Annotated in this window: 22 protein-coding genes; 5 read left to right on the plus strand and 17 right to left on the minus strand. The window is 60.5% G+C overall.

Annotated features, from left to right (window positions below; genetic code table 11):
* The first annotated feature begins 13 nt into the window (after positions 1-13).
* Positions 14-3,274: a ribonuclease E gene (gene rne, locus JFT81_RS28795; protein WP_201231021.1), complete on the plus strand. Its 3,261-nt coding sequence runs from the start codon at positions 14-16 to the stop codon at positions 3,272-3,274.
* A gap of 190 nt (positions 3,275-3,464) precedes the next feature.
* Here rne and JFT81_RS28800 read toward each other — a convergent pair whose 3' ends face one another.
* The 12 genes from JFT81_RS28800 to JFT81_RS28855 all read right to left on the minus strand — a co-directional run bounded on the left by JFT81_RS28800 (position 3,465) and on the right by JFT81_RS28855 (position 15,017).
* Positions 3,465-4,064: a nucleotidyltransferase family protein gene (locus tag JFT81_RS28800; RefSeq protein ID WP_201231022.1), complete on the minus strand. Its 600-nt coding sequence runs from the start codon at positions 4,062-4,064 to the stop codon at positions 3,465-3,467.
* On the minus strand, positions 4,061-5,041 hold the full coding sequence (locus JFT81_RS28805) for an XdhC family protein (RefSeq protein ID WP_201231023.1): 981 nt from the start codon (positions 5,039-5,041) through the stop codon (positions 4,061-4,063). The genes JFT81_RS28800 and JFT81_RS28805 overlap by 4 nt, the downstream gene beginning before the upstream one ends.
* Positions 5,041-7,362 (minus strand): xanthine dehydrogenase family protein molybdopterin-binding subunit, encoded by a 2,322-nt coding sequence (locus tag JFT81_RS28810; RefSeq protein ID WP_201231024.1) that lies wholly within the window; start codon positions 7,360-7,362, stop codon positions 5,041-5,043. Before JFT81_RS28810 ends, JFT81_RS28805 begins: the two co-directional genes overlap by 1 nt.
* A complete protein-coding gene (locus JFT81_RS28815) occupies positions 7,359-7,829 on the minus strand; it encodes a (2Fe-2S)-binding protein (protein WP_201231025.1) in 471 nt (156 codons plus the stop codon). Before JFT81_RS28815 ends, JFT81_RS28810 begins: the two co-directional genes overlap by 4 nt.
* A 332-nt stretch (positions 7,830-8,161) precedes the next feature.
* The gene (gene murB / locus JFT81_RS28820) at positions 8,162-9,181 is read right to left on the minus strand and encodes a UDP-N-acetylmuramate dehydrogenase (RefSeq protein WP_201231026.1); all 1,020 of its coding nucleotides are present in this window, start codon (positions 9,179-9,181) and stop codon (positions 8,162-8,164) included.
* Positions 9,178-9,642 (minus strand): low molecular weight protein-tyrosine-phosphatase, encoded by a 465-nt coding sequence (locus tag JFT81_RS28825; RefSeq protein ID WP_201231027.1) that lies wholly within the window; start codon positions 9,640-9,642, stop codon positions 9,178-9,180. The genes murB and JFT81_RS28825 overlap by 4 nt, the downstream gene beginning before the upstream one ends.
* Positions 9,642-10,406, minus strand: coding sequence for a 3-deoxy-manno-octulosonate cytidylyltransferase (gene kdsB / locus JFT81_RS28830; protein WP_201231028.1), 765 nt, complete (start codon positions 10,404-10,406; stop codon positions 9,642-9,644). Before kdsB ends, JFT81_RS28825 begins: the two co-directional genes overlap by 1 nt.
* Positions 10,403-10,588, minus strand: coding sequence for a Trm112 family protein (locus tag JFT81_RS28835; protein ID WP_003174668.1), 186 nt, complete (start codon positions 10,586-10,588; stop codon positions 10,403-10,405). Before JFT81_RS28835 ends, kdsB begins: the two co-directional genes overlap by 4 nt.
* 22 nt (positions 10,589-10,610) lie before the next feature.
* On the minus strand, positions 10,611-11,621 hold the full coding sequence (lpxK, locus tag JFT81_RS28840) for a tetraacyldisaccharide 4'-kinase (RefSeq protein WP_201231029.1): 1,011 nt from the start codon (positions 11,619-11,621) through the stop codon (positions 10,611-10,613).
* On the minus strand, positions 11,621-12,049 hold the full coding sequence (locus JFT81_RS28845; RefSeq protein ID WP_127929345.1) for a biopolymer transporter ExbD: 429 nt from the start codon (positions 12,047-12,049) through the stop codon (positions 11,621-11,623). Before JFT81_RS28845 ends, lpxK begins: the two co-directional genes overlap by 1 nt.
* On the minus strand, positions 12,046-12,681 hold the full coding sequence (locus JFT81_RS28850; RefSeq protein ID WP_201231030.1) for a MotA/TolQ/ExbB proton channel family protein: 636 nt from the start codon (positions 12,679-12,681) through the stop codon (positions 12,046-12,048). The genes JFT81_RS28845 and JFT81_RS28850 overlap by 4 nt, the downstream gene beginning before the upstream one ends.
* 101 nt (positions 12,682-12,782) lie before the next feature.
* Complete coding sequence (locus JFT81_RS28855; RefSeq protein ID WP_201231031.1) at positions 12,783-15,017, minus strand: DNA internalization-related competence protein ComEC/Rec2; 2,235 nt, start codon at positions 15,015-15,017, stop codon at positions 12,783-12,785.
* A 135-nt stretch (positions 15,018-15,152) separates the two neighbouring features.
* On the opposite strand from JFT81_RS28855, the gene JFT81_RS28860 reads away from it, so the two are divergent.
* Positions 15,153-15,671, plus strand: coding sequence for a DUF2062 domain-containing protein (locus JFT81_RS28860; RefSeq protein ID WP_201231032.1), 519 nt, complete (start codon positions 15,153-15,155; stop codon positions 15,669-15,671).
* Positions 15,672-15,818: 147 nt separating this feature from the next.
* On the opposite strand, the gene JFT81_RS28865 is transcribed toward JFT81_RS28860, so the two are convergent.
* The 4 genes from JFT81_RS28865 to JFT81_RS28880 all read right to left on the minus strand — a co-directional run bounded on the left by JFT81_RS28865 (position 15,819) and on the right by JFT81_RS28880 (position 18,999).
* On the minus strand, positions 15,819-16,598 hold the full coding sequence (locus JFT81_RS28865; RefSeq protein ID WP_201231033.1) for an ABC transporter permease: 780 nt from the start codon (positions 16,596-16,598) through the stop codon (positions 15,819-15,821).
* Positions 16,595-17,527, minus strand: a complete 933-nt coding sequence (locus JFT81_RS28870) for an ABC transporter ATP-binding protein (protein ID WP_201231034.1) — start codon at positions 17,525-17,527, stop codon at positions 16,595-16,597. Before JFT81_RS28870 ends, JFT81_RS28865 begins: the two co-directional genes overlap by 4 nt.
* Positions 17,528-17,660: 133 nt before the next feature.
* Positions 17,661-18,284, minus strand: coding sequence for a glutathione S-transferase (locus JFT81_RS28875; protein ID WP_201231035.1), 624 nt, complete (start codon positions 18,282-18,284; stop codon positions 17,661-17,663).
* A 43-nt stretch (positions 18,285-18,327) separates the two neighbouring features.
* Positions 18,328-18,999, minus strand: a complete 672-nt coding sequence (locus JFT81_RS28880) for a transglutaminase family protein (protein WP_201231036.1) — start codon at positions 18,997-18,999, stop codon at positions 18,328-18,330.
* A gap of 248 nt (positions 19,000-19,247) precedes the next feature.
* Between JFT81_RS28880 and JFT81_RS28885 the strand changes: the two genes are divergently transcribed.
* The gene (locus tag JFT81_RS28885; RefSeq protein WP_201231037.1) at positions 19,248-21,695 is read left to right on the plus strand and encodes an acyl-CoA dehydrogenase; all 2,448 of its coding nucleotides are present in this window, start codon (positions 19,248-19,250) and stop codon (positions 21,693-21,695) included.
* Positions 21,696-21,784: 89 nt separating this feature from the next.
* Positions 21,785-22,192, plus strand: coding sequence for a PA2817 family protein (locus JFT81_RS28890; RefSeq protein ID WP_201231038.1), 408 nt, complete (start codon positions 21,785-21,787; stop codon positions 22,190-22,192).
* A 96-nt stretch (positions 22,193-22,288) separates the two neighbouring features.
* Here JFT81_RS28890 and JFT81_RS28895 read toward each other — a convergent pair whose 3' ends face one another.
* Positions 22,289-23,287 carry a LysR family transcriptional regulator gene (locus JFT81_RS28895; RefSeq protein ID WP_201231039.1) on the minus strand — a complete coding sequence of 333 codons (999 nt, stop codon included), beginning with the start codon at positions 23,285-23,287 and terminating at the stop codon, positions 22,289-22,291.
* Between the two features lie 90 nt (positions 23,288-23,377).
* Here JFT81_RS28895 and JFT81_RS28900 point away from each other — a divergent pair, with 90 nt between their 5' ends.
* Positions 23,378-24,004 carry an alanyl-tRNA editing protein gene (locus JFT81_RS28900; RefSeq protein WP_201231040.1) on the plus strand — a complete coding sequence of 209 codons (627 nt, stop codon included), beginning with the start codon at positions 23,378-23,380 and terminating at the stop codon, positions 24,002-24,004.
* Positions 24,005-24,070: the final 66 nt, after the last annotated feature.

Here is a 24,070-nt window from a genome sequence, read left to right on the forward strand (position 1 = left end):
CCGACGGTACTACATGAAAAGAATGCTGATTAACGCAACTCAACCCGAAGAGTTGCGTGTTGCACTGGTAGATGGCCAACGCCTCTACGACCTGGACATCGAATCCGGTGCACGCGAGCAGAAAAAGGCCAACATCTATAAAGGCCGTATCACTCGCATCGAACCAAGCCTTGAGGCTGCCTTTGTCGATTTCGGCTCTGAGCGCCATGGCTTCCTGCCCCTCAAAGAAATCTCCCGCGAATACTTCAAGAAAGCCCCTGAAGGCCGCGTCAATATCAAGGACGTCCTGAGCGAAGGCCAGGAAGTCATCGTTCAGGTCGAAAAAGAAGAACGTGGCAACAAGGGCGCAGCCCTGACCACCTTCATCAGCCTGGCCGGTCGTTACCTCGTGCTGATGCCGAACAACCCACGTGCCGGCGGTATATCCCGTCGCATCGAAGGCGAAGAGCGCAACGAACTGCGTGAAGCGCTGAACGGCCTGGTTGCACCAGCCGACATGGGTCTGATCGTGCGCACTGCCGGCCTGGGCCGCAGCAGCGAAGAAATGCAGTGGGACCTCGACTACCTGCTGCAACTGTGGACCGCTATCAAAGAAGCGTCGCTGGACCGTTCCGCGCCTTTCCTGATCTACCAGGAAAGCAACGTGATCATCCGCGCCATCCGCGATTACCTGCGCCAGGACATCGGCGAAGTGCTGATCGACAGCGTTGAAGCCCAGGACGAAGCCCTGACCTTCATCCGTCAGGTGATGCCGCAGTACGCCAGCAAGATCAAGCTGTACGAAGACAGCGTGCCGCTGTTCAACCGTTTCCAGATTGAAAGCCAGATCGAGACCGCTTTCCAGCGCGTCGTTGAACTGCCTTCCGGTGGTTCCATCGTCATCGATCCGACCGAAGCCCTGGTGTCCATCGACATCAACTCGGCGCGCGCCACTAAAGGCAGCGACATCGAAGAAACCGCTCTGCAGACCAACCTTGAAGCCGCCGAAGAAATCGCCCGTCAGTTGCGCCTGCGCGACATCGGCGGCCTGATCGTCATCGACTTCATCGACATGACCCCTGCCAAGAACCAGCGCGCCGTGGAAGAGAAAGTCCGCGAATGCCTGGAAGCCGACCGCGCTCGCGTGCAGATCGGCCGCATCTCGCGCTTCGGCCTGCTGGAAATGTCGCGTCAGCGCCTGCGTCCATCGCTGGGCGAAAGCAGCGGCATCGTCTGCCCGCGTTGCAACGGCACCGGCATCATCCGTGACGTTGAATCGCTGTCGCTGGCCATTCTGCGCCTGATCGAAGAAGAAGCCCTGAAAGACCGCACCGCCGAAGTCCGCGCTCAAGTGCCGATTCCGGTTGCCGCGTTCCTGCTCAACGAAAAACGCAACTCGATCACCAAGATCGAACTGCGTACCCGTGCGCGCATCGTCATTCTGCCGAACGATCACCTCGAAACCCCGCATTTCGAAGTTCAGCGTCTGCGTGACGACAGCCCGGAAGCCGCGACCAACCAGTCCAGCTACGAAATCGCTGCTGCCGCTGCCGAAGTCGAAGAAGTTCAGCCTGCCGCTGCGACCCGCACCCTGGTTCGCCAGGAAGCCGCGGTCAAGACTGCCCCGGCCCGTGCCAACGCTCCGGTTCCGACTGAAGCTGCCGCCCCTGCTGCACCGGCGCCTGCGCCAGTTGCCGCGCCAGAGCCAAGCCTGTTCAAAGGTCTGGTGAAGTCGCTGGTCAGCCTGTTCGCTACCAAAGAAGAGCCAGTGGCTCCGGCCGTGGTTGAAAAACCGGCTGCCGAGCGTCCGGCCCGTAACGAAGAGCGTCGCAACGGTCGTCAGCAGAGCCGCAACCGTAATGGTCGCCGCGATGAAGAACGCAAACCGCGCGAAGAGCGTGCGCCACGTGAAGAACGCGCCCCACGCGAGCCGCGTGAAGAGCGTCAGCCACGCGAAGCCCGCGAAGTTCGCGAGCCGCGTGAAGCCCGTACCGAAGCTGCACCGGCCGCTCGTGAAGAACGCGCGCCACGTGCACCGCGTGAAGAACGTGCACCACGTGCTCCGCGTGAAGATCGCAAGCCACGTGGCGAGCGTGAAGAACGTGTACGTGAACTGCGCGAGCCTCTGGACGCCGCTCCTGCCGTGACCACCGAGGTGGCTGCTGAAGAGCGTCCGGTTCGTCAGCCACGCGAAGAGCGCGCTCCGCGTCCGCCGCGTGAAGAACGTCAACCGCGCGCCGAACAGGCCGTTGCTGCCGCTGCTGAAGAAGAAGTGATCACCAACGAAGAGCAACTGCCGGAAGACGGTTCGGAGAGCGCCGAAGGCGATCGCCCACGTCGTCGTTCGCGCGGTCAGCGCCGTCGCAGCAACCGTCGTGAGCGTCAGCGTGATGCCAACGGCAACGTGATCGAAGGCTCGGAAGAATCCGAAGCCGGCGAAAACGCTGAAGCGCCAAGCGCCGCCGATCTGGCTGCCGGCCTGGCCGTAACCGCTGCTGTTGCCAGCACCGTGATCAGCGCTCCGGCCGAAGCACAAGCTCACGAGCAAGCCGAACGCGCCACCGCCGCCACTCTGGAAACCGCTCCAGTTGAAGCGCCGGTTGTTGAAGCAACGACGCCAGTAGACGTAGTGGCTGCTCCGGAAGTCGAAGTGGCACCGGTTCGCGAAGCTCAGCCTCAGGTTGAAGTCGCTGCCGAGCCTGCCTTCGTCGCCCCGGCGCCAGTTGTGGTCGCCGAGCCGGCGGTTGAAACCGTCGCTGAAACCGTCACCGAGACCGTGCGTGAAGTTCGCGAAGAACAGACCGCATTCAACTGGGTTGCCGAGCCAACTGTCGCTGAAACTCCAGCACCAGTCGCTGAAGCTCCGGTTGTTGAAGCTCCAGTGGCCGAAGAAGCAAAGGCTGCCGAGCCAGTCGTTGTTGCTGAACCGGCACCTGTCGCTGAAACACCGGTTGTCGAGGCACCCGTGGTCGCCGAAGCACCTGCCCCAGTGGTTGAAGCCGCTCCGGTCAGCGCGCTGACGCCAAGCGGTCGTGCGCCGAACGATCCACGTGAAGTGCGTCGTCGCAAGCGTGAAGAAGAGCGTCTGCAGAAAGAAGCCGAACTGGCTGCCGCTGCTGCTCCGGTTGTTGCCGAACCAGCCGCTGCTGAAGTAATCGAGGCAGCCCCTGCCCCGGTCGCTGAAGAAGCCGTGGTTGAATCGGTGATCGCTGAAGCGCCACGCTCCGTTCAGGACGCGGCAGAGCATCACCAAGAGGCCCAGGAAAAAGAACACGAGCCTAAACCTCTCGTCTGATTCCAAAAGCCGTTAAAAAGCCCCGCCCGGTGAAAGCCTGGCGGGGCTTTTTTATCCATCCAATTCGAGCATCACCGAAACCTTTGTGGGAGCGAGCCTGCTCGCGAATACGGTGTTTCAGACAGTAATCATGTAACTGAACCACCGTATTCGCGAGCAGGCTCGCTCCCACAGGGGATTTCAGCAAGGTTCAGGATTTGGGGAATACCAGAGATTCAGGCACGTCGATATCCCACAACACACCAAGGTCATCCACCGACACTTCCACCACCCTGCCCTGCGCGAACAACGGTCTGGCCCCGCGATCACCGCTCAACCCCTGCAACCCCGAACCGAACGAACGGCCAAACCCCACCGGATGCCCATACTCGCCATCCTGCACCGGCACACTCACCGCATCATCATCAGCAATGGCCGCGACCACCCGTTCAATACTCGACGGCAAGATAAACGGCATGTCCCCCAGCACAATCAACCAGCCATCCGCCTCCGGGCAAGCCGCGACACCTGCAGCAATGCTGTCCCCCATCCCGGTCGATTCAATAGAAACGATATCGCAGTCATAAGCCTGCGCCATCCGCATCGCCTGTGGCCGTGCTTCAGTGGTCACCAGCACCCGTTTATCAAGACTGGCCGGCAGATTGACGAGAACCTGCTCGATGACCGAGCGCAGCGCACCGTCGCGGCCAGTGCAGTCGGCCAGCAACTTATCCTTGTCGGCGCCCGCCACTTCACGAAAACGGCTGCCCTCGCCCGCCGCCAACACGATCACTGCGATGGATCGACTCATACGCTCTCCGCTGTTTTTTTCTGTTTCAGCTCGACACCATTCTTGATAGCGACGATTTCCGCCAGCAGCGACAAAGCGATTTCGGCCGGCGAATGGCTGCCGATGTGCAAACCAATCGGGCCGTGCAATCGATCGATCGCTTGTACCGACAAGCCTAGCTGAGCCAGATTCTCCCGACGCTTCTGGCTGTTGACCCGCGAACCGAGCGCGCCGACATAGAACGCAGGCGAATCGAGCGCCGTCAGCAACGCCATGTCATCGAGCCGTGGATCGTGGGTCAACGCGACAATCGCGGTGCGTTCGTCGGTCTGGATGCTCAGTACCGCCTCATCCGGCATCCCGGCAACGAAACGCCCGTGATGCTCTTCCCATCCATAGACGAACTCGGTGCGCGGGTCGCAGATCAGCACTTCGAAATCCAGCAAGTGCGCCATATCCGCCACGTAGCGCGAAAGCTGCCCGGCACCGATCAACAACAGGCGCCAGCGTGGGCCATAAATCGCGCGCAGGGTTTTCCCGTCGAATGTCAGCGAATCCGACTTGCTGGCGCTCGATAACAACACTTCGCCGGTTTCGATATTCATCTCACGGGCGACAATTTCATGGGCTTCGCAACGCGCCAACAACTCGGCAACCCACGATGGATCGCCAACACGCTCCTCGGTCAGACGCAGCGTGCCACCGCAAGGCAAACCAAAACGCGCGGCTTCCTCGCGCGTGACGCCGTAGGTGATCAATTGCACCGGTGGCCCGTCGGTGGCGATCCGGCCATCGTGCAGGCGCGCGATCAAGTCATCCTCGACGCAGCCGCCCGACACCGAGCCAATCACCACGCCGTCCTCGCGCAACGCCAGCATGGCACCGGGGGCCCGGGGCGCGGTGCCCCAGGTTTGCACGACACTGAACAACACCACCCGCTGCCCGGCGCGGCGCCATTCAAGGACACTGCGCAGAACGTTGAGGTCGACGCTGTCCATTACGCTTGAGCCTTCTGCCAGCCCTGCAACTGATAACGCACCGGCAAGTTGCGAATGCGCTGACCGGTCGCGGCGAAAATCGCATTGCACAGCGCCGGCGCAATGGGCGGTACGCCCGGCTCACCGACACCACCCAACGGCACGTCGCCCGGCGGCGTCACCAGGTGCACGGCGACTTCCTTCGGCGCCAGCGACATGCGCGCCACTTCGTACATATGAAAGTTGTCTTGTTGCACCTTGCCGTCCTTGAAGCTGATTTCACCCAGTACCGCGTTGCCCAGGCCCATCACGCAAGCGCCCTCGAACTGCGAGCGAATGCGCTCAGGATTGATCTGCGGCCCGCAATCGACGGCGATGTCGGCCTTGTGCACGATCAACGTGCCATCATCCTTGACCTCGACCTCGATCACTGCGGCCACGTAAGTCACGAAGCTGTAATGCACCGCCAGGCCCAGCCCACGACCCTTGGGCAGTTTGCGTCCCCAACCGGCGGCTTTCGCAGCGGTTTCCAGCACCGTTCGCATGCGCGCGGTGTCGATCGGATAACGCTCGGGGGATTCGCCATAGTTCCATTCTTCGCTTAAGGTGCGCGGATCGATCTGCCGATCCGCGCCGAGCAATTTGATCTGATACTTGAGCGGATCTTCACCGGCCTTGTGCGCCAGTTCGTCGACGAAACTCTGGATCGCGAAACCGTGAGGAATGTTCGACACCGAGCGATACCAGCCGACTCGCGTATGCACGGTAGCTTCAGGATTCTCCAGGCGTACATTGGGAATCGCGTAAGCCATGTTGGTGAAACCCATGCCCAACTCGAACGCCGCCTCGTGATTCATGCCCGGCGCAAACAGCGCGGTGATGCTCGGCGCAACGGTGCGATGCAGCCAACCGGACGGCATGCCGTCCTTGCCGACACCGGCCTTGAGGTATTCAGCGGACACCGTGTGGAAATACGAGTTATGGATGTCGTCTTCGCGCGTCCACTGCACGCGCACGGCTTTGCCCGGAAACTCCTTGGCGAGGATTGCCGCTTCGACGACAAAGTCGGGTTTGGACTTACGACCAAAACCGCCGCCGAGCAAAGTGACATTAAAGGTGACGTTGTCGAACGGCAGCCCCAGACGCTCGGCGATCCGCTCACGAGTCACCTGCGGCGCCTGACTTGGCGCCCAGGCCTCGCAAACGCCATTGTTGTAACGGGCGATGGCGACCATCGGCTCCATCGGCGCCTGCGCCAGATGCGGCAAATAGTAAGACGCTTCGAGCGTGCTGGCAGCGCCATTCAAGGCTTTGTCGATATCGCCGGTATTGCGCACCACTTTGCCGGGTTTCAGCGAGGCGGCTTCCAATTCCTTGCGATAGGCGATCGAGTCGTAACTCGCGTTCGGGCCATCGTCCCATTCGATCTTCAGCGCCTCGCGCCCCTTGATCGCCGCCCAGGTATTACTGGCCACTACGGCCACGCCACCCAACGGCTGAAACTCCGAAGGCAGAGGGCGGCCTTCGATCTGCATGACTTTTAGCACGCCTGGGACTTTCAGCGCGGCGCTGTCATCCAGGGATCTGACCTTGCCGCCGTACACCGCCGGACGCGCAATGGTCGCGTACAACATGCCGTCAAAATGCACGTCGGCGCCGTACACCGCGCGACCGTTGACGATGTCCTCACCGTCGATGGCCTTGGTGCCTTCCTTGCCGATGTAGCGAAATTCCGACGGCTGCTTGAGGCGCAGGCTGTCGCGAGCGGGCACCGCCAACGCACTGGCCGCGGCGGCGAGTTCGCCATAGCCCAGCTCACGGCCGGAGGTTTTGTGAATGACTTTGTGCAACTGCGCGTGACACTCGGCCACTGGCACGTTCCATTGCGCGGCCGCAGCCTGTTCAAGCATGGTGCGGGCCGCTGCGCCGCAACGGCGCATCGGTTCGTACCAATGACGCATGCTGCGCGAACCGTCGGTGTCCTGGTTGCCGAAACGCACTTCATCACCCGGCGCCTGCTGGACTTTGACGTGAGCCCAATCAGCGTCCAGTTCATCGGCAACGACCAGGGTCAGACTGGTGCGCACTCCCTGGCCCATCTCGGAACGGTTGCACACCACGGTGACAATGCCGTCAGCGGCGATGCTGATGTAAACCTTCGGATCGTCGATCCAGCCATTGGGCATGCCATCGGCGCCGAATTTCGTTGCTTTCTCGTCGGCCAATGCATCCTGCCAGCCCCAACTCGCGGCCAGCACCAACGCGCCAGTGGCACCGACGCCCTTGAGGAACCCACGGCGACTGAGGTTGCTCAGGGCGAAATCATTTGGAAGGCGGCTCATGCTTTCGCCTCCTTCAGATGGGTGGAGGCTTGGCGAATCGCGTTTTTGATCCGGTTGTAGGTCCCGCAACGGCAAATGTTGCCGACCATCGCTTCTTCGATCTGCTCGTCGCTCGGGTTCGGATGGGTCTTGAGCAATGCCGTGGCCGACATGATCTGCCCGCCCTGACAGAAACCGCATTGAGCCACCGCCGTGTCGAGCCAGGCTTGCTGGACCACTTGCCCGACCGGGTCGGCGTGCAGGTTGTCGATGGTGGTGACGTTCTGGCCGATTACCGAGCCGATCGGCGTGATGCAACTGCGCGCCGGCAAGCCGTCGATGTGAATGGTGCACGCGCCACACAGGCCCATGCCGCAACCGAATTTGGTGCCGTTGTAACCGGCGACATCACGGATCGCCCAGAGCAGCGGCATGTCTTCAGTGACGTCGAGGGAATGATCCTGGCCATTGAGTTTCAGGGTAATCATGGGCACGCCCGCATATTTTTTGGAGGTTATGGGGTCGAGCAATCTGCCGCCGAGGAGTGGCGGTGGTTCACGCAGATCGACTCAGGCTAATCGGCCGATACACATCAGTGAAGCTGAACACTGCACCTGCGGTGAGGAAGCCACAGGTTCCATGGCTGACTGATGTGCCTCTGGCCATAGGCTCTCTTGTGTCGACGCGAACGTCTGCACCGGGCCTTTGGTGGAGCAAATGACGGTTATCGTTAGCTCGCCAAGTTAACCCAGCGTTAACAAAAAAGCCCTGCACTTTTTCATCAGTGCAGGGCTCTGGATGGCGCTTTGAAAGCGTAGCCTCAATAGCGGTTGGGCTCCATTTCCAGTTCGACATTGAAACGTTCGGCAATATCTTTCTGGATGCGTTGCGCCAGTTCGAGCAGTTGCAGCCCGGTCGCCGTGCCGTAGTTGACCAACACCAGCGCCTGCAATTTGTGCACGCCGGCATCAGCCTCACGGAAACCTTTCCAGCCTGCGCGCTCGATCAGCCATCCGGCGGCGAGTTTCATCTGCCCGTCCGGTTGCGCGTAAGCCACCAGATCCGGGTGCTGCTCTTTGATCTGCGCCACCAGCGCAGCCGATACCAGCGGATTCTTGAAGAAACTGCCGGCATTACCCAGCACTGCCGGATCCGGCAGCTTTTCACTGCGGATGCTGCAGATCGCGCGGCTGACGTCGGTGGGCGTCGGTTGCTCGATGCCCTGTTCGGTCAGGCGCTGACGCACCGGGCCGTATTCCAGATGCAGGTGCGCAACGCGGTCGAGCGTGAAGCGCACCCGCAAAATCAGCCAACGCCCCGGTTGCTGTTTGAACAGGCTGTCGCGGTAGCCGAAATTGCACTCTTCCAGAGAGAAGTCGCGCAGCTCGCCGGTCTGGCGATCCATTGCGGTAAGCCCGGCGAACACGTCCTTGATCTCGACACCGTAAGCGCCAATGTTCTGCATCGGCGCCGCGCCGACAGTGCCGGGGATCAGGCTGAGGTTCTCCAGCCCGGAAAAACCCAGCGCCAGCGTGTGCTGAACAAACGCGTGCCACGGCTCGCCCGCCTCGGCCTCGATCACCACACGGCTGCCATCATCGCTGATCACGCGGATCCCACGCGTCGCCATGCGCAGTACCAGCGCCGGGATGTCTGCGGTCAGCAGCAGATTGCTGCCGCCGCCGATCACCAGCAGTGGCACATGGTGAGACACTGCATAGGCCAGCGCTTCACACACATCGGCATCGCTATGGGCCTCGGCAAACAGCTGCGCGCGAACGTCCACACCAAAACTGTTAAACGGTTTCAGGGAAACCCGCGATTGCACCTGCAAACTCATAACCGGCCCTTCACTTCGATCAACAATTGGTCACAGGCCGCTTCGATCAGATCCAGCACCTGCTCGAAACCCTGGTCGCCGTCGTAATACGGATCCGGCACTTCATCGACCAGCCCGGCATAACGACGCAGAAACAGATCCAGCTCGGCTTTGCCGGTGGACGGTTGCATCGCCTTGAGGTTGCGCAGGTTGCTGTTGTCCATGGCCAGGATCAGGTCGTAACTGGCGAAGTCGGCGCGGCTGACCTGCTGCGCGCGTTGCGCCGAGAGGTCATAACCGCGCACTTTCGCCGCGGCCTGGCTGCGCTTGTCCGGCGGGTTGCCGACATGCCAGTCACCGGTGCCCGCGGAGGCTACTTCGACTTGATCTGCCAGCCCGGCTTCGCGCAGTTTGTAGCGCAACACGCCTTCAGCGGTGGGCGAACGGCAAATGTTGCCCAGGCACACAAACAGAACGCGCATCAGGGCTCCAGCAGGCGACGAACGCGCTCAAGGTCTTCGACGGTGTCGACACCGGTTGGCGGCGCGATCAGCGCATCAGCCACATGAATCCGCACGCCGTGCCACAGAGCACGCAGTTGCTCGAGCGATTCAGTGTTTTCCAGCCAGCACGGGCCCCAACTCACGAAGTCCTGGAGGAAACCGGCGCGATACGCATAAATGCCAATATGGCGGCGGTAAGGCACGCCTTCTGGCAATTGCTCGCGGCTGTTGGCGAAGGCATCGCGGGCCCACGGCAAAGTGGCACGGCTAAACGTCAGCGCCAGACCGTTCATATCGCTGACGACCTTGACCACGTTCGGGTTGAACAGGGTTTCGACATCTTCGATCGGCTCGGCCAGAGTGGCCATGCGCGCTTCGGTATGTGCGGCCAGGTTAGCCGCCACCTGATCGATCACGCTCGGCGGAATCAACGGCTCGTCGCCTTGCACGTTAACCACGATCGCGTCGGGTTCAAGACCCAGTTTCTCCGCCACTTCAGCCAGACGATCAGTTCCGGAGTTGTGATCTTCACGGGTCAGCACCACTTCGGCGCCGAAACCCTTGCAAGCCTCGACAATGCGCGCATCGTCAGTCGCAACCACCACGCGGGTCGCACTGCTTTTGCTCGCCTGTTCCCAGACGTGCTGGATCATCGGCTTGCCGGCGATCAACAGCAGCGGTTTGCCCGGCAGGCGGGTCGAGGCGTAACGCGACGGGATGACAACGGTGAAGGCGGTGGTCATTTATCCAGACGCTCGTCAGTGGTCAGGGTGCGGGCTTCGCTTTCGAGCATCACCGGGATGCCATCGCGAATCGGGTAAGCCAGGCCGGCACCCTTGCTGATCAGTTCGGTCTTGTCGGCGCTGAGCTTGAGCGGGCCTTTGCAGATCGGGCACGCGAGGATATCGAGCAGTTTGGTGTCCATGAACATTCCCTGGATAAAAGAGTTAAGGCAAAAGGCGATCTGGCAACAGGCGCATCAGTTGTGTGTCAAACCACGCCACGAAGGCCGGCGACGGCACAGCATCGACCGCCAGATACCACCAGTCGGCAGCAGCGAAGGCACGGCACTTCACCGCGTCCTTTTCGGTCATCACCAGCGGCAATGACGGTGTGAAATTCAAGGCCTGCACGCTGTACTCGGCGTGGTCGGCAAACGCATGCGGGACGGGCTGCCAGTCTAGCGCTTCAAGGGTGTTGAAGAAACGCTGCGGATTGCCGATCCCGGCAACCGCGTGCACGCTCTGACCGGCCGGAAAATGATCGAACGGCTTGCGCTCGCCACTGCGCAGATTGACCAGCGCGGTGGGTTGCAGGCGAAACGCAAATCCGTCCTCGCGATCTTCGGTGGCGCCATTGAACAGCACACCGTCGACGCTTTGCAGACGCTCGATCGGCTCGCGCAACGGCCCTGCCGGCAGGCAACGTTTATTGCCCAGACCACGCGCAGCATCGATCAGTACCAGCTCCAGGTCACGGGCCAGACGGTAGTGCTGCATACCATCATCGGAAAGGATCAGATCCAGCGGTTCGCTGGCAATCAAGGCTTTGACCGCAGCGCTGCGATCAGGGTCGATCATCAGCGGCACACCCGTACGCTGCACAATCAGCAGCGGTTCGTCGCCGGCAATCTCTGCGCTTTGCTCGGCTTCAACACGCCACGGCAGTTGCGGCGGCTTGGCGCCGTAACCACGGCTGACCACGCCGACGCGCAAACCGCTGCGTCGGCAGTGCTCGATCAGCCAGAGAATCATCGGGGTCTTGCCGGTGCCGCCAACGGTGATGTTACCGACCACGATCAATGGCACGGGCGGCTGATAGATCTCGCCCTCACCTTCGAGAAAACGCTGACGTTTTTTCACCACCACGCGGCGGTACACACTTTCCAGCGGCCGCAGCAGCGCCAGGGCCGGATGCCCCTGATACCACGCGGCGAGCAAACGATCGGACAGGCTCATCAGGACTTGGGCGCCGCCTCGACCGTGGTCATGCGCAGATGGCTGAAACCGAGCTTGCCGGCCGCATCCATGGCGGTGATCACGGATTGGTGCTGCGTCTTGCCGTCGGCACTGATCGACAACGGCATGTTCGTGTCGCCGTTGGACTCTTTCTGCATGGCTTCCATCAGGGTCGCCAGATCGTTCTTCGGCAAAATCCTGTTGTTCACCGAAAACACGCCTTCAGCGCTGATGGCCACGTCGATCTGCTTGAGTTGCTGATCTTCGGCCGGTGAACCGCTGACGGCTTCCGGCAAATCAACGCGCAACTGGGTTTCGCGGGTAAACGTGGTGGTCACGACGAAAAACAGCAACAGGATGAACACCACGTCGATCAGCGACGCGAGGTTGATATCGATGGTTTCCCGAGGCTTGCGACGGAATTTCACGCGCGGCCCTCGGCCAGATCGACGTCACGGTCGCCCTGCACCACTTCAACCAGTTTGATCGCTTCCTGCTCCATCCCGACCACCAGCTCATCGATACGACGTTGCAGGAAACGGTGGAAGAATACCGACGGAATACCGACCATCAGGCCCGCAGCAGTGGTAATCAGCGCTTTGGAAATACCACCGGCGAGCACCGAAGCATTAGTCGTCATGCCGGAACCGGTAAACGCGCTGAAGATATCGATCATGCCCAGCACGGTGCCCAACAGACCCAGCAACGGCGACATGGCGGCGATGGTGCCCAGCGCATTGACGTAGCGTTCGAGCTCATGAATGACCCGGGCAGCGGCCTCTTCGATGCACTCTTTCATGATCTCGCGACCATGCTTGGAGTTGGCCAGACCGGCAGCGAGGATTTCCCCCAGCGGCGAATTGGCGCGCAATTCCTTGAGCTTTTCTTTATTGAGCTGTTTGTCTTTGATCCAGACCCAGACCTGGCCCAGCAGATGCTCGGGGGTGACGCGACTGGCGCGCAGGGTCCACAGGCGCTCGGCGACAATCGCCATGGCCGCGATGGAACTCAGAATGATCGGCAACATCATCCAGCCGCCGGATTTGACCAATTCCCACACAGTGACAGTCCCCTCGAAAAAGTGCGCCACTTTACCATACCGATCCGCGATCAGGACCCGCTGCCCCGACGACCGTGAAGGCGCATTCGCCCTTGCCCCGATCAGCGGCCCACAGCCGGCGGCTCACGCCAGAAACGCCGTTGTTGACGCATCGTCTGCGGGGCCTTGAAGGCGCCCAATTGCAGACGAATGGCGCCCTGTTCGGCGCTGTCGTAAATGCGCAGGCCTTGTTTGCGATAGCGGGCGAGCACCGTCGGGTGCGGATGACCGAAGGAATTGCCGCGGCCACGGGAAATCAGTACGGACTCGGGTTGCAATGCTTTGAGCAACGCCGTGGAAGATGAACTGCGACTGCCATGATGCGGTGATTGCAACCATTGCGTTGGCACCGCCAAAGGGCTGTCGAGCAGAGCGCGCTCGGCCGACGTATCGATATCGCCGGTCAGCAACAGGCGCTCGCCGTTGGCCTCGATCTGCAACACGCATGAGCGTTGATTGCTGTCGTGGGCATCCGCCCATTGCCACAGTGTGAAATTGACACCGTCCCACTGCCATTGCCGACCGCTTGCGCAGGCCTCGGCGTTCAACTCGTCCGCCAGGCCCAATGGGTCGCCGCTGATGACTTGAACGACGGGCAAACCGCGCGTCACCGCCAGTGCGCCACCGGCGTGATCGGCGTCCGCATGACTGAGCAGCAGCAAATCCAGTTTTTCCACATTCAGTTTGCGCAAGGCCGGCAGCACCACGCGCTCACCCAGATCGAAATCGCCGAAACGCGGTCCGGCGTCGTACAGCACCGTGTGATGGCGGGTGCGGATGAGGATCGCCAGCCCCTGGCCGACATCCACTTGCCAGATGTCCGCCAGCCCTTCGGCCACTCGCTCACGGGGCGGCAGGAACAGTATCAGCAACAATGGCCAACCCAGCGCACGCATGGGTACGCCGCGCGGCAACAGTAACAACAGCACACCGAGACTGCCGAGCCACCAGACCCATCCAGCAATTGATGGCGCAATCCATGCCGGCCATTGCCGCGCAATCACTGCCAGAGCGCGAAACAACCCATCGATCAAACCACCCGCCAGCCACAACAGCGCTTCACCGACGTACGGCACCGGCAACAGCAGGGTCCCGAGCAATGCCGGCGGCAGCACCACGAGGCTGACCCAAGGCACCGCCAACAGATTTGCCAAGGGTCCGCTCAGACTGATCGGCAGGTTCAACGCCAGCAGCACCGGACACAGGCCGATTGCGATCAGCCACTGCGCACGAGTCCAGGTCTGCCACCAACGCCAGGCGCCGAGGCGACCGCCAAAGGTGAAAACCAATACCGCCACTGCCGCGAACGACAACCAGAATCCGGGGCGCAAACTGGCCAGAGGGTCGAACAACAGCACACCATTGAACGCCAGCAACAACGGCCACCATGCACCGAGATGGCGAAAACGCAGACGCCACAACAGCACCAGGCCAACCATCACACAGGCGCGCTGCACCGGCACATCAAAACCGGCGAGCAACCCATAACCGAGGGCTGCCGCGAAGGCCAGACCACAGGCCCAAGGTAGCCACGGCCAGCGCAGCGGCCAAACGCCAAACCGGGCGAGTACGGCGACCAACAGGTACATCACCGCCGCCAGCAACCCGATGTGCTGGCCGGAAATCACCAGCAGATGCACGGTGCCGGTGTCTTGCAGAACCTGCCAGTCTTCACGACTGAGTCCCGAACCATCACCCAGCACCAGCGCCGCCAGTGCGCCTTCGCGACCTTGTGCGTCAACAGCCAGCAAACGCTGACGAATGCTGTCGCGCCACGCCCGCTGCGCTTCACCGAGACGTTGACCGTCCTTGATCGTGCCGGTTGCGCCGATACGCTGCGCCAGCAGCCACGCTTCGTAGTCGAAGGCGTCGGGATTGAGCAAACCGGCGGGGCGTTTCAATTTCACCGCCAGGCGCCAGCGCTCGCCGCTGCTGACCGCTGGCCCGGCGTACCACGCCAGACGCATCAGTGGCGGCAGTTGCTCGTGCCGCGAGCGCGCATCAGCCAACTCGAAACGCACCACACCGTCACTGTTTTGCGGCAAGCCGACGACCCGCCCTTCAAGCCAACGGGTTTCGCCGTCCAGATGATTTGAAAGTCGATCGTTCAACGCCCATTGCGCACTGATACAGGCCCAAGTGAAACCAAACAGCAACATTGCCAATGGATAAGTGCGAAACGGCAGCAGCATCAAAGCGACTACCGGCAGCAGCACCATCAACCCGACCGGTGGTAAAACCGGCAAAACAACCGGGGCCAGCAGACCGACCGCCAGCGCCATCATCCCTGTGCGCATACGCCCGTCCTTGAGAGTTCCCCCCTAGGCATAGCGGGTCTCAGGCACGACTGTCGTCAACAATTGTCACAAAGTCTGAATGGGCGACTCGTAGAATCCAGACATACTTGCCGCCTTAACCGACCGAGAAGCCTTATGCCCCGGCGCTTATTCAAACGCTACATGCCCGACCCGACGAGCATCAGGGAACACAAATCCTTACGCTTTCTCGGCAAGTTGCTGCATGACCCGAACCTCTGGCACCTCAATCGTCACTCGGTCGCGCGGGCAATGGCGGTTGGCCTGTTTGCCGCTTTCCTGCCGATTCCGGCGCAAATGCTGGTGGCTGCAGCGTTGGCCATCACCGTGCGCGGCAACATGCCGATCGCCGTGAGCCTGGTCTGGCTGACCAACCCGATCACCATGCCGGCGGTTTTTTTCTGCACCTATCAGGCCGGCGCATGGTTGATGGATGTGCCTGCGCGGCATCTGCCGGATGAACTGACGTGGGAATGGATCAGCGGCGAACTGTCGACGTTGTGGCAACCGTTTTTGCTGGGTTCGGTGGTATGCGGGCTGGTGCTCGGCGCCCTCGCCTACTTCGTGGTGATGATGTACTGGCGCTGGTGGGTCGCGCGGCAATGGGCGCGGCGCAAGAAGAAACGAATGCCTTGAATGCAAAACGGCCTCCGCAATGGGAGGCCGTTTTATTGTGTGGTGTCTGCATTCGCGAGCAGGCTCGCTGCCACATTGGATCTATGGTGTGCCGAAAATCCCCTGTGGGAACGAGCCTGCTCGCGAACGAGTCGACGCGGTCTCGGATCAGGTCCGCATCCCGCGGCCACTCACCAGCAACCGCGCACAACCGAAATACAGCACCACGGTGGCAACGAGCATAAAGGTGATCGCGATGCCGATCTTGATATCCGACACACCCAAAATGCCGTAACGGAAGGCGTTGACCATGTGCAGCACCGGGTTGGCCAGCGAAACGGTTTGCCAGAACGGCGGCAGCAAGGTGATCGAATAGAACACGCCACCCAGGTAGGTCAGCGGCGTCAGCACGAACGTCGGGATGATGGAAATGTCATCAAAGTTGCGCGCAAACACGGCGTTGATGAAACCCAGCAGCGAGAAGATCGTCGCCGTCAGGACCACCACCAGGATCGTCACCCCCAAGTGATGCACCTGCAAATGGGTGAAGAACATCGACAGGATGGTCACGATGACACCAACCATCAGGCCACGCAGCACACCACCGCAGGTGTAGCCGATCAGGATCGTGTGTGGCGACACCGGCGAGACCATCAGCTCTTCAATGGAACGCTGGAATTTGCTGCCGAAGAAACTCGAGACCACATTGCCGTAAGAGTTGGTGATCACCGACATCATGATCAGCCCCGGCACGATGTACTCCATGTAGGTGAAGCCACCCATGTCGCCGATTTGCCGGCCGATCAGGTTACCGAAGATCACGAAGTACAGGACCATGGTGATCGCTGGTGGCAGCAGCGTCTGCGGCCAGATCCGCGTGAAGCGTTTGACCTCGCGATAAACGATGGTTTGGAGCGCGACGAGGTTGGGACCGAACTCGGAACTCATACCGCCACCTTCGACAGATTTTTCTCCACCAGGGACACGAACAGCTCCTCAAGGCGATTGGTTTTGTTGCGCAGGCTCAACACTTCAATGTTCTGCTGCGCCAATTGGGTGAACAACGCCGTGATGCCCATGGATTTGTCGACCTGGACCTCCAGGGTATGGCTATCGATCAACCGGGCCGGGTAGCCAAGCAATTGCGGTGCGGCGTTCAAGTCGTTTTTCAGGTCCAAGAGGAAGGTTTCCACATGCAACTGGCCCAGCAATTGTTTCATGCTGGTGTTTTCGACGATGGTGCCATGGTCGATGATGCCGATATTGCGGCACAGCTGCTCAGCCTCTTCCAGATAGTGCGTGGTGAGGATGATGGTGATGCCTTTCTGGTTCAGCTCGGTAAGGAACGTCCACATCGAGCGACGCAGTTCGATGTCGACCCCGGCTGTCGGTTCGTCGAGGATCAACAGGCGCGGTTCGTGCACCAACGCACGGGCGATCATCAGACGCCGCTTCATGCCGCCGGACAGCGAACGCGATGGCACATCGCGCTTGTCCCACAGGCCAAGCTGGGTCAGGTACTGTTCGGCGCGTTCCTTGGCGATCTTCGCCGGAATGCCGTAATAACCGGCCTGGGTCACGACGATGTCGAAAGTCTTTTCGAACTGGTTGAAGTTGAATTCCTGGGGCACCACGCCGATCGAACGCTTCAGCGCCGCGGGGTTCTTGTCCAGGTCATTGCCAAAGATGTTCACCGTGCCGCTGGTCTTGTTCACCAGGGTCGAAAGAATGCCAATGGTCGTGGATTTGCCGGCGCCGTTAGGGCCGAGCAAGGCGAAAAAGTCACCTTCGGCGACGTCCAGATCGATACCACTCAAGGCCTGGAACCCGTTGCCGTAGGTTTTGGTTAGCTGCCGGATGGACAGAGCGGAACTCATATCGGATTTACGCACCAAGAAGGGAAGAAAGGAATAAACAAGGGCGGGCGGCGAGGGATACAACCGCGGCGCATGAGCGCAATGGTGCTTGCCGCCGCCGCACAAGTACAGTCAAGTGTGTCGATAGTTATTATCAAGTCAACGCGGTCATGACCGCTTTTTGGTAGGCCGGGCGTTGTTTCAGGCGCTCATACCAGGCTTGCAGATGCACGTGCGGCGCGCGCTCGATGGGCATTTCAAACCAGGCGTAAATAAAGCTGCCGAGGGGAATATCGCCCATGCCGATGTCGCTTCCGGAGAGGTACGGCTGGCTGGCCAACGCATGATCGGCCATGCTCAGCAGCTCATTGCATTCCTTGATCGCTGCGTTGATCGCCGACCAGTCCTGCTTGTCGGCCGGCGTGCGCAAAACGCCCCAGAATACGGTGCGGAAGGGCCCGGCAAAACTCGAGGTGGTCCAGTCCATCCACTTGTCGGCGACGGCCCGTGCTTGCGGGTCTGCCGAATACCAAGCGCTGTCGGGCGCATGTCTGGCCAGCAGATAGCGCACGATGGCGTTGGATTCCCAGAGCACGAAACCGTCGTCTTCGATCACCGGCACCCGACCGTTCGGGTTCATCGCCCGGTACTCCGGCGTGTCGACCACACCGAACGCGCCACCGGCATCAATCGCTTCGTAGGCCAGGCCGAGCTCTTCGGCGGCCCACAATGGCTTCCTGACATTCGATGAGTTTTTCCGTCCCCAGATCTTCAGCATGACCGCCTCTTTTCCAATGCATGGACAGGCAGCATACGCCGGATCAGGCGCGGCTGACATCACGCGACAGGTCGCTCTGCATATCCCCCAGCAACGACGGCAGCTGATCGCCGAACAGGTGCGGGTAGCATTTCTCCAGGTGCTCGAAAAAGAATGTTTCCGGCACATCGGTGAACTGGCCGTGATCGACCACATACTCCATCAGCTTCGCGCCGTCGCGGTTGAACGGGTGGAAAACACTGTCATTGATGCCGTCGAACTCCAACGGTGCGACGTTGAATACATCGCAGAGTTTCTGGTTGAACGCCGGCGTCGCTTTGACCCAACGGCCATTGAGAAACAGCTCCGTGTAACCGTGCATGGCGAACACGTCGCTTTTCAACAATTCAAGCAAGCGCGGGGTCGACAGGTGATTGCGCACATCAGCCAGACCAATGCGCGCCGGGATCGCGCAATGCCGCGCGCATCCGGCGAGCAGCGTGGCTTTGGGCACGCAATAACTCTCCCCGGTTGCCAATGCATAGCTGCCGCGCAAGGTCTGCGGATCACGACTGAAGGTGTAGGGGTTGTAGCGCACCGCTTCGCGCACGGCGTAATAAAGTTTGATCGCCTGCTCGAGCGGATCGCGGCTGGCACCTCGATGTTGTTCGGCGAACTCCACCACCGCCGGGTGGTCACTATCGATGAAGCGGCCGGGACTCAGATACTCGTGCATGACGACAATCTCCTGGATGAGTCTGGAGTCTAGCGACAGCTCAAGCACAGAGATAACGACGTTTCGGCCAAACTTGGACGCAAAGCTGCGGGGTGACCGAACGATTTCCCACACGTGTTGCCCACCGAACCTACGAAAACCATCCGGGGTTTCCCACGATTTCAATCACCTTGGTCTGACCGCCCGGTTTTGCAGATGCCGTCTAAGCTCTGGAGGGTCGATTTGCCTTGGTTCACGGAGGACTGAATATGCTGTTGTTGTGGATACTGGTTTTGATTGTCGGCGTGGCCTATCTCGCCCACCGACGTATCGCCCCGCTGCCTGCGTTGGGCATCGTTGCCGTCTACTTGCTGGCGATGGGGATTTTCAGTCACGCATCCGGGTGGCTGTTGCTGGTGTTCTGGGTTGTACTGGCTGCGGTGGCCGCGCCATTGCTGCTGCCTGACCTGCGTCGCAAGCATTTCACTGCGCCGCTGTTCAACTGGTTCCAGAAAACCCTGCCACCGATGTCGCAGACCGAACGCGACGCCATCGATGCCGGCACGGTCTGGTGGGACGGCGAGCTGTTCAGCGGCCGCCCGGACTGGGACAAACTGCTGTCCTACCCAAAGGCTCAATTGAGCGAAGAAGAACAAGCCTTCATTGATGGTCCGACTGAAGAACTCTGCGCGATGGTCACTGACTGGCAGATCGGCCAGTCGATGGACCTGCCGCCGGAAGCGTGGGCACACATCAAGGAACACGGCTTTTTTGCCCTGATCATTCCAAAAGAGTTTGGCGGTAAAGGCTTTTCGGCTTATGCCCACTCCCAAGTGGCAATGAAACTCGCCACCCGCAGCGGCGACCTCGCTTCAACCGTGATGGTGCCCAACTCCCTCGGCCCGGCCGAACTGCTGCTGCACTACGGCACCGACGAACAACGCAATCACTATCTGCCGCGACTGGCCCGTGGCGATGACATTCCCTGCTTCGCTCTCACCGGCCCACTCGCCGGTTCCGATGCAGGCGCGATGCCCGACACCGGGATCATCTGCAAAGGTCAGTGGGAAGGCGAAGAAGTCATTGGCCTGCGCCTGAACTGGGAGAAGCGCTACATCACCCTCGGCCCGGTCGCCACCCTGCTCGGCCTCGCCTTCAAGGCCTATGACCCCGAGCATCTGCTCGGTGACAAGGAAGACCTCGGCATCAGCCTGGCGCTGATCCCGACCGACACCGCGGGTGTGGAAATCGGTCGTCGCCACCTGCCGCTGGGCGCGGCGTTCATGAACGGTCCCAACTCGGGCAAAGACGTGTTCATCCCGCTGGACTTCCTCATTGGCGGTCAGGAGATGCTCGGCAAAGGCTGGATGATGCTGATGAACTGCCTGTCGGTCGGCCGTTCGATCTCGCTGCCTGCCGTCGGTACCGGCGCGGCCAAGTTCACCAGCCTGGTGACCGGCCAATACGCGCAGATTCGTGAGCAGTTCAATGTGCCGCTGTCGGCCTTCGAAGGCATTCAGGAAGCCATGGCACGCATCGGCGGCAACGCGTGGATGATGGACGCGGCGCGGATGCTCACCGCCAACGCGGTGGATCTGGGCGAGAAACCGTCTGTGCTGTCGGCGATCCTCAAATACCACCTCACCGAACGTGGCCGCGAATGCATCAGCCACGCCATGGACGTGCATGGCGGCAAGGCAATCATCATGGGCCCGAACAACTATCTGGGCCGCAGCTGGAACGGTGCGCCGATCTTCATCACCGTGGAAGGCGCGAACATTCTCTCGCGCAACCTGATGATCTTCGGCCAGGGTGCGATTCGTTGCCATCCATTCGTACTCAAGGAAATGGCCCTGGCCGGTCGCGAGGACAAGGATCAGGCGCTGAAAGAGTTCGACGGCCTGCTGCTCAAACACATTGGCTTCGCCGTGAGCAACGCTGCCAGCACCCTGGTGTTGAACCTTGGTTTCGGTCACTTCGAGCACGCCCCGGGCGACAAGATCAGCCAAGGCTACTTCCGCGCCCTTAACCGTCAGGCAGCGGCCTTCGCAATGCTCGCCGACTTCAGCATGATGTTGCTGGGTGGCGAGCTGAAACGTCGCGAGCGTCTGTCGGCGCGACTGGGCGACGTGTTGAGCAACCTGTATCTGGCCTCCGCTGCGCTCAAGCGCTATCACGATCTGGATTCGCCAGCGTACATGGAGCCATTGTTCCGCTGGGCGATGGAAGAAAGCCTTGGGCAATCGGAACGCGCGCTGGATGAGTTGCTGCGCAACTTCCCGAACAGAGTGTTCGGCTGCCTGCTGCGAGCCATCGTGTTCCCGTTCGGTCGTCGCCACAAAGGCCCGTCGGACAAACTCGGCGCCGAAGTCGCCGGTGTGATTGGCCGGGCCAAGGGCGATCCGGCGCTGGAAGAACTGCTTGCCGGTTGCTATCGCCCACAATCGACGGACGATGCGGTCGGTGCACTGCAACATGCCAGCGATCTGCTGAATGCCGCGCAGCCACTGCACAAAAAGCTGCATGCAGCATTGAAAAGCGGTCAGGTCAAACCGGTCGCGGGCGAACACGCCATCGATGCCGCGCTGGAGGCCGGCGTGCTGCAAGCGGTGGAAGCGCAGAGCTTGCGTGATGCCGAAGCGGCGCGACGCAAGGTGATCGATGTCGATGACTTCGACAAAGAGCAACTGACGTTGGCCGAGGGCAAAGTCCGCTGATCCTTTCTGCCGTATAGCTGTTTATTTATGAAAAACGGGCGCGGGAGCTTTATACTCCCGCGCCCGTTTTGCTGTTGAGGACTTATCTCGTGTCCAACGTCGTTGCCGATCATCTCGTTTTGCTCGACCACCTGCGCAGTATCCTGGTCGCCGTAGGTGAGGCCGAACAGGTTCCCGAAGAAAGCCATGCCCTGTTCCTGGAGCGCTTCGACGAACTGCTGGCATCGCTGCCCATCGATCCGATCGAAAGCCAATACCTGGGCCAGGACATCCTGACGCAAGTGATCAGTCGTTATCCGCAAATTGCCCACTTGATCCCGCGGGATCTGCTGTGGTTCTTCGCTGGCGACTGCCTGCATTACCTGTCCGATGAAGAAATCGACCTGTATCAGGCGCTGGAAGAACGTCGCTTCGAAGCAGAACAGAACGACGAACCGTTCGACTGGAACCAGGAAAAGCAGTTGCTGGCGATGTCCGCACAGGACAGCAAGCACTGATTTTTCAGGTTTGAAGATCAAAAGATCGCAGCCTTCGGCAGCTCCCACAGGTTTTGTATTCCCTGTAGGCGCTGCCGAAGGCTGCGATCTTTTGCTTTAAAGAAGCACCTCACTTTCAGGCAACTCATACGCCAGCGCGGCGTTACTCGCGCTGCCCGACCTTCCCGGCTTGCTCAAGGTCGGCTCTCTCTCCAGACACTCCACCAGAAAGTCGATAAACACCCTCAATTTCGGCGGCAAATACCGCGTCGGCGAATGCAGCAACCACAGCCCGCCATGGTAGGAAGCCAGGAACGTCCAGTCCGGCAGCACCTGCACGATCAACTTCTGCTCGAGGGCGTAGCGCGCCGTGAAGTACGGCAAACTGCCAATACCGATGTGCTGCAACACCGCGCCCAGCCTGACGCCGGTGTGGTTGGCGGCATAGCGACCGCGCACGCCGACGGTGACTGACTTACTGCCTTTTTTGAATTTCCAGCGCGCATCACTCGGGGTTTCACCCAGATAAATACAGCTGTGATTGAGCAAGTCATGCGGGTGCGTGGGGGTGCCGTGTTCGGCGAGGTATTGCGGGGTGGCGCAAAGCAAATGATCGATGGTCAGCAATTGCCGCCCGACCAACCCGGCCGGGGGCCGATCGGTGATACGAATCGCCAGATCAACATGATCGTCAATCAGATCCACCTGGCGGTCTTCCAGTAGCAACTCGATGTCGACCTTGGGATAACGCCGCAAAAACTCCGGCATGTGCGGATGTATGACAAAGCGCCCGACCGCTTTCGGCACGCTGACCCGCACCAGGCCCTCGGCTTCGTGGGTGAACTGACCGCTGATCTCCATCACCGACTTGGCAGCGCTGACCATTTCCTGACAGCGCTTGAACACCTCTTCTCCTCCGTCGCTCAAGCGCAGCTTGCGTGTGGTGCGTTGCAACAGGCGTGTGGCCAGCGCCTTTTCCAGACGGGAAATGCTGCGACTGACCGCAGACGGTGACGAGCCCAGTTGACGGGCCGCTTCGGAAAAGCTTCCGGTCTCCACGACTTTGACAAAAATCGCCATTTCACCGAGAAGTGGCAGCGGGAGATTTATGCTCACAGCGCACAAGTCCTTTGATGTTTGAACGGATTATCACGTTATTACACGATTCATATAATAAAAACAGAAACTTTAATAAGGGCATGGAATATGACGCTTCGCCTCTTTTTCCATAGCGATGACCTCAAGGCTAATGTGGAAGTCCTCGACTGCACGCCCCAAGAGCACGAATTCGCCGTGGTGCTGCGCGCCACACTGTTTCATCCGCAAGGTGGTGGTCAGCCTTGTGATACCGGCTGGATTGGCGACGCTCAGGTGTTGCGCGTAGTCCAGGAGCCGGAGCGGATCATCCACTTCGTTGATCGCGCCGTGCCTCTGGGCATGACCTGCATTCGAATCGACCCAGAGCGCCGCTGCTTCAACACGCGCATGCATTCGGCCGGGCATCTGATCGGTCATTGCGTGCAGGCCATGGGTTGGACGCCGATCAAGGCGCACCACTGGCCCGACGAAGGCCGGGTGCAATTCAAACCAGGCGACGTCGCTCAGGAAGTCGATGCGCAAACCGTTCAACAGGCTATCGGCCAGTGGATCGAAGACGATTTGCCGCGTTTGACCTCGTTGCGTGAAGGCGCGCGGGAAATCGGTTTTGGAGAACTGCCGGCCTATGGCTGCGGCGGCACCCACGTACGCAGCCTGAAGGATCTGGGCACAGTCACGATCGCGTCCCTTTCGCAAAAGAAAGGCACGCTGTCCGTCCACTACAGCGTGGATTGAGCATTTCGGACGCTGCCCTTGCGCAGCGTCCGACGCCGGGGAACCGCATTCGCAGGTTCCGTTGAC

The organism is Pseudomonas sp. TH43 (assembly GCF_016650635.1).
GTDB lineage: Bacteria > Pseudomonadota > Gammaproteobacteria > Pseudomonadales > Pseudomonadaceae > Aquipseudomonas.

Bases quoted from the DNA above. Each gene is read 5' to 3' on its own strand.
- rne (WP_201231021.1), top strand. From the start codon at position 14: ATGAAAAGAATGCTGATTAACGCAACTCAACCCGAAGAGTTGCGTGTT.
- JFT81_RS28800 (WP_201231022.1), bottom strand. From the start codon at position 4,064: ATGAGTCGATCCATCGCAGTGATCGTGTTGGCGGCGGGCGAGGGCAGC.
- JFT81_RS28805 (WP_201231023.1), bottom strand. From the start codon at position 5,041: ATGGACAGCGTCGACCTCAACGTTCTGCGCAGTGTCCTTGAATGGCGC.
- JFT81_RS28810 (WP_201231024.1), bottom strand. From the start codon at position 7,362: ATGAGCCGCCTTCCAAATGATTTCGCCCTGAGCAACCTCAGTCGCCGT.
- JFT81_RS28815 (WP_201231025.1), bottom strand. From the start codon at position 7,829: ATGATTACCCTGAAACTCAATGGCCAGGATCATTCCCTCGACGTCACT.
- murB (WP_201231026.1), bottom strand. From the start codon at position 9,181: ATGAGTTTGCAGGTGCAATCGCGGGTTTCCCTGAAACCGTTTAACAGT.
- JFT81_RS28825 (WP_201231027.1), bottom strand. From the start codon at position 9,642: ATGCGCGTTCTGTTTGTGTGCCTGGGCAACATTTGCCGTTCGCCCACC.
- kdsB (WP_201231028.1), bottom strand. From the start codon at position 10,406: ATGACCACCGCCTTCACCGTTGTCATCCCGTCGCGTTACGCCTCGACC.
- JFT81_RS28835 (WP_003174668.1), bottom strand. From the start codon at position 10,588: ATGGACACCAAACTGCTCGATATCCTCGCGTGCCCGATCTGCAAAGGC.
- lpxK (WP_201231029.1), bottom strand. From the start codon at position 11,621: ATGAGCCTGTCCGATCGTTTGCTCGCCGCGTGGTATCAGGGGCATCCG.
- JFT81_RS28855 (WP_201231031.1), bottom strand. From the start codon at position 15,017: ATGCGCACAGGGATGATGGCGCTGGCGGTCGGTCTGCTGGCCCCGGTT.
- JFT81_RS28860 (WP_201231032.1), top strand. From the start codon at position 15,153: ATGCCCCGGCGCTTATTCAAACGCTACATGCCCGACCCGACGAGCATC.
- JFT81_RS28865 (WP_201231033.1), bottom strand. From the start codon at position 16,598: ATGAGTTCCGAGTTCGGTCCCAACCTCGTCGCGCTCCAAACCATCGTT.
- JFT81_RS28870 (WP_201231034.1), bottom strand. From the start codon at position 17,527: ATGAGTTCCGCTCTGTCCATCCGGCAGCTAACCAAAACCTACGGCAAC.
- JFT81_RS28875 (WP_201231035.1), bottom strand. From the start codon at position 18,284: ATGCTGAAGATCTGGGGACGGAAAAACTCATCGAATGTCAGGAAGCCA.
- JFT81_RS28880 (WP_201231036.1), bottom strand. From the start codon at position 18,999: ATGCACGAGTATCTGAGTCCCGGCCGCTTCATCGATAGTGACCACCCG.
- JFT81_RS28885 (WP_201231037.1), top strand. From the start codon at position 19,248: ATGCTGTTGTTGTGGATACTGGTTTTGATTGTCGGCGTGGCCTATCTC.
- JFT81_RS28900 (WP_201231040.1), top strand. From the start codon at position 23,378: ATGACGCTTCGCCTCTTTTTCCATAGCGATGACCTCAAGGCTAATGTG.